Raw genomic sequence first — 6992 nt, forward strand, 5'->3', positions numbered from 1 at the left:
GGATTAGTTGGAATTTTGACAATTAAGTTCACTAAAAAAAATCAACGTTTAGGCGATATAATAGCTGAAACAATAGTTGTTGAAAGAAACAAAACTGAAAAAAACGCACTACAACACCGTGTATAATTAATTGCTCAGTTGGTTAAAATAAGGAAAAATTCTCACATAATTCACTATATTTAAAAATCGGAAAGAATTGCTGGCTCAGCCTTGCACTTTTTTTCCCGCGGAATTTTATTCATGTCATATCTATTTTATATTTTGGTATTCATGAATCCTGTGGATTTCGCCGTAAACGGCTCATCCAAGCGCAAAGCGCTTCGGCTGAAATTCCGCAACTAATCATACACAATTACGTTGGCAACAAGCTGAAATCACTCAAATGGAACGTCGAACGATAATAATAATTGGATTTCTATTCTGTTTAATCGGAATTTTTATAGGACCATTATTTTATGAAAACACACAATATGGAGAGATTTTCTTTTTGTTAATTATATATCCTATTCCTGCGTTAATTTTAGCAACTCTAAATGGATACTTACTTCGATTTTCGGAATTGAAAACTCAAAACCTGATTTTAAAAATCGGAATTGGAATCATTCCGATTCTGATTATGATTTTTCTTGCTTTCGGAAAGGAATCGCCAATTCAATTCATAGCGACTTTTGGAATTATTGGAATTGGAATAACCAATCTGATTTGGATTTCTAAACTGACTAAAAACAAATTGATAACAGACTAAAATGGGTTATAAAAAAGTATGTTTAGATTGTCGAAAAGCTTATAACAGACCAGCCGATTTGGAAAAGACTCATACCTCGATTTGTCCTCAATGCGAAAAACCAATGACTGAATTATATCATTTGTTTCAACCACCAAAACAAACTGATATAAAAAAATGGAACGTTGTAAAGTTTTTGGTAGAAAATGGATTTAGATATTATCATGTTTGGGAAAAAACATTGAGAGATGAAAGTGGAAAAATATATGGATATCAGAATTACGCCAAGTATCCTGAATCTATGAAAGATGCAAAGGAATTTGTTGAATTATACAAAGAACAAGCAACAACGGAATAAAGCCAGTTGCCAACACCGTGTATAATTCATTGCTCAGTAGGTTAAACGAGGAAAAATTCTCGCATAATTCACTATATTTAAACATCGGAAAGAATTGCTGGTACAACCTCGCGCTTCTTTTCCCGCGGAATTTTCGCCGTAAACGGCTCATCCGAGCGCAAAGCGCTTCGGCTGAAATTCCGCAACTAATCATACACAATTACGTTGTAAGTAATGTTGAAAGAAAATTTGAGAAAAATATTAATATTTGGATTTCTAATTGGAATTCAATTCATTGCGATTGGACAAAATTTTGTGGAATTAAAAGCTGAATTAATTGAAAGATTCCCTAACGATTCAATTGAAGGAGATAATGTTTGGGCGTTTTTTGAAGAAACAGCGAACATTAAAAAAATTATTAAGCCAACTGTAAAAAAATATCTTAATGAATTTGACCTTTATCAAGCTACTCTGACAAATTTTCTTGGCTATCATATTGAAGATGCGGAATGTCTTATAATTTATAATCCAAAAACATCTGAATTGGAAATGTATCCACCAATTTGGTTTGATAATTCAATGGAAAAGTTTTTTACCAAGTTCTATGACACGGAATTTGAATCTAAAGCTGAAATGAAAAAATTCATTTCACAAATACAAGAAATAATGTTAATCGGTTCTCTGCGAAAATCCTTTGAAAATACTGAATTCGACTCTGAAAAAATAACTTTCAATTTAATGGAAACTCGGAATTCTAAAAAGAAAGTTTGGAAAAAAATGGAAATCAAAACAAACGGAAATAGAATAATAGAATTTATGTCGGATAATCCAGCTAATAGAAAAACAGACGATTGAATAAAACACTACTTACAACACCGTGTATAGCTCATTGCGGATTGCTGGCTAAGTGGAAGATTTATTCCTACAAATTACTATCTTAGTCTCAACGGAAAAATTTGAGCCCAACAGCTTGCGTCTTTCCCGCGGAACATCAGCCGCATACGCAAGCTGTAAAACCGCAACAAACCATACACAATTACGTTGTACGTAAGCTGAAAAAAAGATGAGTGACACCTACATATCATTAGTTTCAGAAAAATTAAAGTCTGCTGATTCAAAGAAAAAAGCGGAAAGAATAATTGAATTTCTAACTGAACAAAAAATCGCAAAAAAGGATTTGACTGACTGTGTTTTAGGCTCGTCAAAAGGACATGCGCCAGCCGAAAATTACAGGAATGTTTTAGAAAAATCGGAATTGAATTTGACCGAACTAAAAACAAATGGAATTGAACTGATTACTGAAAAGCAAGTCTTTGAAAATGGTGGAAACGTGCTTGAACAAGTTAACTGTCCGAACTGTGGAGAAAACAACATTGAAAATGATTGGGGAAACTCGTTAGGAAATTGGCATAGCGGAAATGATTCTGACAAATTAAAATGTCAAAATTGTGGAACTGAAAATTCAGTTACGGAATTTGAATTTAAACCGACTTGGGCTTTTGGAAATTTCGGAATAACATTTTGGAACTGGACAAAGTTAAACCCAAAATTTATTGCTGAATTGGAAAAAATAATCGGAACGGAATTGAAAATCGTGAATGGAAAAATATAAAAGCCTACGCACAACAACGTGTATAATCCATGCTTTACACTAGCTTAAGTTTTAATTCTTATATTTAAAAAATGATTCGTGACGACGGAAAATAACGAGCGTTTCCAATCGCACGATATCATACACAATTACGTTACCCACAATTATGAAAAAAATCCGTAAACATTTATTATTACTTACATTTTTGATAATTTCAGTAAAAGGATTTACTCAAGAAGTAAAATTTTTCAATGCAGATGGATTTTTTTCAATCGGCACACAATCGAATAGAACAGCTTCAATAACATTGTTCGATATTGACCAAGACGGAGATTTGGATGCGCTTGTTGCAAATGGAAGACACTGGGCGGAACAAAATTATATTTACTATAATGATGGAAATGGAAGATTTAAATTAGCCCAACCTATTGGAAAATTCCTTGACGCTTCGTATTCGATCAAATGTGCAGATTTCAATAATGACGGATTTATAGATATTGCAGTCGCCAATGATAATATTGAGAATAAAATATATTTTGGTTCAGCCAATCAGAACTTTGACAGAGAAATTTCTTTTGGCTCAAAATCACCTTCACGAAATCTTGAAATAGCGGATATTGACAATGACGGAGATTTCGACCTTATTTTATCAAACAGAAAATCAAAAAACGAAATATGCTTAAATGACGGAATAGGCAACTTTGAAAATATTATAACTTTCGGCGACGAATCCGACCAAACAATTCAAACCAAAATTGCAGATATGAATGGCGATGGAATTTTAGATCTGATAACAGCTGAGAGACAATCTAAAAACAAAATTTTCCTTGGAGAAGGAAAATCTAGGTTTAACGAATATGTTCAATTCGGTAACGAAAATGATGAAACACGTTCAATTGATATTGGCGATATAAACAATGACGGAATTTTAGATATAGTCACAGCAAATTTAAATTCTCAAAACATTATTTATTTTGGCGACAAAAATATGGGTTTTAGGAAAACATATACTTTTAAAAATATTCATAATACAGCTTCCATCAAAATAGCTGATTTAGACCTAGACGGCAATTTGGATATTATAGAAGGAAATTCAGAAAACAGAAATTATGTCTTTTTAGGACAGGCAAATGGAGAATTTAAAGAAATTGGTTTAAGAGAAGATTTAAAAGATGACACTTACGATATAGAAATTGGAGATATAAATAATGATGGATATCCAGATATTGTGGAATCAAATTCTGGAACTTGGAATTTATTTTACAGAACTCGGAAAAAATAACTGTGGGTAACACCGTTTATAATTCATTGCTCTCTGATGGCTAAGTGGAAGATTTATTCCTACAAATTACTATCTTAGTCTCAACGGAAAAATTTGAGCAAAACAGCTTGCGTTTTTCCCGCGGAACATCAGCCGCACACGCAAGCTGTAAAACCGCAACAAATCATACACAATTACGTTAGCGGTAATTAGAATGAAAAATGAATAAGAAATTAGCAATATTGACTTTTATGGGAATATTTGGATTCTTTGGTTGTAACTTAAAAGAAAAAGACTCTATAGCAAAGACTGAAAAAGGAATAGAAATAAAAAAAGAAGTTGAATCTATTAGTTACGAGAAACAAATTAAAGTTTTCAAATCATTAGGCTATGAGTTTGCAGACGGAGTAACGAAAGACTTAATATTAACTGATGGCTACGCAAAATCGGCTTGGGACAAAATTAGAAAAGAAAGGCTACAAGAAATAGAACAAAATCCATTTTCAAGATTATACTATTATTTTGGTTGGAGAAGTCAGGAGATTTCTGGATTTAACTTTAGTGATAAATGTATTTGGTTTGACCTTGAATTTATTGACCCAAGCGACCAATACATTTGGTTTATGGAACGAATGGGAGCAATTACTAGCGGAGAAATTAATTACACTGACATATCAATTCAAATAGACAATGATAATTACGAATGGATAGTTTTTAAAGTAAATGGAATTGACAAAAAATGGAAATTAGAGAAAGTTGGCTACATTTCAGATTCTTTTTTTCAAAGATTTTCATATTTACCATCTGAATTGAAAACCAATGGAAAATACACTTATTATGATGACGGAGGACAACAATTTGTAATCGACTATGCAACTGAAAACGAGCAAAAGGAATTTATAAAACTAACTGGGTTGAAGAGAGAATGGTTGGGAGAAGGAAATCATTTCTCTGAACCAAAAGAATAACTACCGCTAACAATGGCTATAAGTAATTACTTGTTCTCGCCTACTTCTGAAAATCCTCGCGGATTTTCAGTTTGGTGTGTACTTGTGAAGTTAAGTGCTAAAACACGCAACTACTCATAGCCGATACCGTTAGCACCAATTAATTTTATCATGGCAGAAGTAACAGCAGAAAAAAATGAGAAAATTGCGCAAATGAACTTCGGATCTATTTATCCGTATTATTTGAATAGAATAGAAAAGCATAATAGAACGAAAGAAGAACTTGATAAGGTTATTTTATGGCTAACTGGTTATGACCAAAACGAATTAGAAACCTTTATTGCTGGAAATGGAACTTTTGGAGATTTTTTTAAAGGAGCTAAAATTCATCAAAATGCGTATATGATAAAAGGTGTTGTATGTGGTTACCGTATTGAAGAAATACCTGAAGAGTTTGCTTTATATCGTGATTGTAGACGAATGGAAAAACTAATTGATGAATTGGCAAAAGGTCGTAAAATGGAAAAAATATTGCGTATTGAAAAGAAATAAACTGGTGCTAACACCGTGTATAATTAACTGCGGATTGCTGGCTAAGCAGAAGATTATTTCCTACAAATTACTATATTAGTCTCAACGGAAAAATTTGAGCCCAACAGCTTGCGTCTTTCCCACGGAACATCAGCCGCACACGCAAGCTGTAAAACCGCAACAAATCATACACAATTACGTTGTAAAACATTTGAATGAAAATACGGAGCAAAACATTTAAACCACCTGAACCTGAATTAAAAGTCATTAAATCAGTGACAGTTTATATTTCGGAAAAACACTCTGAAATCATCATTGCGCCTATTTCTAAAGAACTCAAAGCTGGCTATAATTACGAACAGACAGATTGCGAAGTAATTGACTTAAATTCTTCCACCGAAGTTATTGGAGAAGCAATTAAGCGGAATTTTAATAAATTCAATATTAAAGAAAAAAAAGAAGGAATGGGTAAAAAATCCGACTGGCCTGCTCTCAAAGCAAGTAAAGAAAAAAGTGGTCGTGGTTTTGAGGAAAAATATCGCCGAATTTCAATTCGTGGAATTACAGATTGGAACAGTTCTTTAAGAATTGAGACCGTAATGAATTTGCCAATCGAAATTGAATTGACAAGTACGATTTCAGCTCACTGTGAGCCATCCGAATTAGGAAAAAGAATTTTAAAAATTTTTCGTTCGGAAATAACTGAAAGGAAATAAAAAACGTTTTACAACAACGTGTATAATTCATTGCTCAGTTGGTTAAGACGAGGAAAAATTCTCATATAAATTACTATCTTAGTCTCAACGGAAAAATTCGAGCTTAACAGCTTGCGTTTTTCCCGCGGAACATCAGCCGCATACGCAAGCTGTAAAACCGCAACTAATCATACACAATTACGTTGTACGCAATTAAATTCTCGAATGAAAAAATTAATTTCTTTACTTATAATTGTTTTAATTAGTTGTGATTTCGTATTGGCTCAAAATAAAATGACTAAAATAAAATTATCAGATTTTGAGTTTACAAGTCCTTATTACAAAAGGGATATTTTCAAGAAAAAAGAGATTTATGAATATTTATTAAAGCAAGATCGAAAAAACCGAAAAATTAGGGAGAAATTGTCCAATTTTTGTAGTGAAAGTAAGAGGAAAAAAAATGAGGATTTTACCGAAAAGAGACTCAAGACCAAGAATGATTCAATCATTTCGGTATTGAATTCCTTGGGTGGTTTAATTTTTTGTGTTACGGAAATTAATAATGTAGGCGATATTTATTACTCTGTCACGCATGCTAGTAACATGAATATCATAATTGATAATGGTGTTTTAAGAAGAAATTAAATGTAAAAAAAACTGCGTACAACACCGTGTATAATTCATTGCTCTTTGATGGCTAAGACAAGGAAAAAATCTCACATAATTCACTATCTTTAAAACTCGGAAAGAATTGCTGGCTCAGCCTTGCACTTCTTTTCCCGCGGAATTTTCGCCGTAAACGGCTCATCCAAGCGCAAAGCGCTTCGGCTGAAATTCCGCAACAAATCATACACAATTACGTTAGCAACAATAGTGCAATACCGAAAATAAAGCTGGTCAGGAAAC

The 6992-nt window shown here is 32.8% G+C and carries 9 protein-coding genes; all 9 read left to right on the forward strand.

The window, feature by feature from the left end; all coding sequences use genetic code 11:
• Positions 1-382: 382 nt before the first annotated feature.
• Positions 383-745, forward strand: a complete 363-nt coding sequence (locus tag ACU8DI_RS15000; RefSeq protein WP_447113611.1) for a hypothetical protein — start codon at positions 383-385, stop codon at positions 743-745.
• A gap of 1 nt (position 746) precedes the next feature.
• Complete coding sequence (locus ACU8DI_RS15005) at positions 747-1082, forward strand: hypothetical protein (RefSeq protein WP_447113612.1); 336 nt, start codon at positions 747-749, stop codon at positions 1080-1082.
• A gap of 228 nt (positions 1083-1310) precedes the next feature.
• Positions 1311-1916 (forward strand): hypothetical protein, encoded by a 606-nt coding sequence (locus tag ACU8DI_RS15010; RefSeq protein WP_447113613.1) that lies wholly within the window; start codon positions 1311-1313, stop codon positions 1914-1916.
• A 208-nt stretch (positions 1917-2124) separates the two neighbouring features.
• Positions 2125-2673: a hypothetical protein gene (locus ACU8DI_RS15015; protein ID WP_447113614.1), complete on the forward strand. Its 549-nt coding sequence runs from the start codon at positions 2125-2127 to the stop codon at positions 2671-2673.
• A 145-nt stretch (positions 2674-2818) separates the two neighbouring features.
• The gene (locus ACU8DI_RS15020; RefSeq protein ID WP_447113615.1) at positions 2819-3934 is read left to right on the forward strand and encodes an FG-GAP repeat domain-containing protein; all 1116 of its coding nucleotides are present in this window, start codon (positions 2819-2821) and stop codon (positions 3932-3934) included.
• Between the two features lie 200 nt (positions 3935-4134).
• A complete protein-coding gene (locus ACU8DI_RS15025; protein WP_447113616.1) occupies positions 4135-4881 on the forward strand; it encodes a hypothetical protein in 747 nt (248 codons plus the stop codon).
• A gap of 150 nt (positions 4882-5031) precedes the next feature.
• The gene (locus tag ACU8DI_RS15030) at positions 5032-5412 is read left to right on the forward strand and encodes a DUF2200 domain-containing protein (RefSeq protein ID WP_447113617.1); all 381 of its coding nucleotides are present in this window, start codon (positions 5032-5034) and stop codon (positions 5410-5412) included.
• A gap of 254 nt (positions 5413-5666) precedes the next feature.
• Positions 5667-6107 (forward strand): hypothetical protein, encoded by a 441-nt coding sequence (locus tag ACU8DI_RS15035; RefSeq protein ID WP_447113618.1) that lies wholly within the window; start codon positions 5667-5669, stop codon positions 6105-6107.
• A 204-nt stretch (positions 6108-6311) separates the two neighbouring features.
• Positions 6312-6731, forward strand: a complete 420-nt coding sequence (locus tag ACU8DI_RS15040) for a hypothetical protein (protein ID WP_447113619.1) — start codon at positions 6312-6314, stop codon at positions 6729-6731.
• The last annotated feature ends 261 nt before the right edge of the window (positions 6732-6992 follow it).

The sequence above is a fragment of the Psychroserpens sp. BH13MA-6 genome, from assembly GCF_052983595.1.

Coding starts and splice junctions, on each gene's coding strand:
- ACU8DI_RS15000 (WP_447113611.1), top strand. CDS start 383: ATGGAACGTCGAACGATAATAATAATTGGATTTCTATTCTGTTTAATC.
- ACU8DI_RS15005 (WP_447113612.1), top strand. CDS start 747: ATGGGTTATAAAAAAGTATGTTTAGATTGTCGAAAAGCTTATAACAGA.
- ACU8DI_RS15015 (WP_447113614.1), top strand. CDS start 2,125: ATGAGTGACACCTACATATCATTAGTTTCAGAAAAATTAAAGTCTGCT.
- ACU8DI_RS15020 (WP_447113615.1), top strand. CDS start 2,819: ATGAAAAAAATCCGTAAACATTTATTATTACTTACATTTTTGATAATT.
- ACU8DI_RS15025 (WP_447113616.1), top strand. CDS start 4,135: ATGAATAAGAAATTAGCAATATTGACTTTTATGGGAATATTTGGATTC.
- ACU8DI_RS15030 (WP_447113617.1), top strand. CDS start 5,032: ATGGCAGAAGTAACAGCAGAAAAAAATGAGAAAATTGCGCAAATGAAC.
- ACU8DI_RS15040 (WP_447113619.1), top strand. CDS start 6,312: ATGAAAAAATTAATTTCTTTACTTATAATTGTTTTAATTAGTTGTGAT.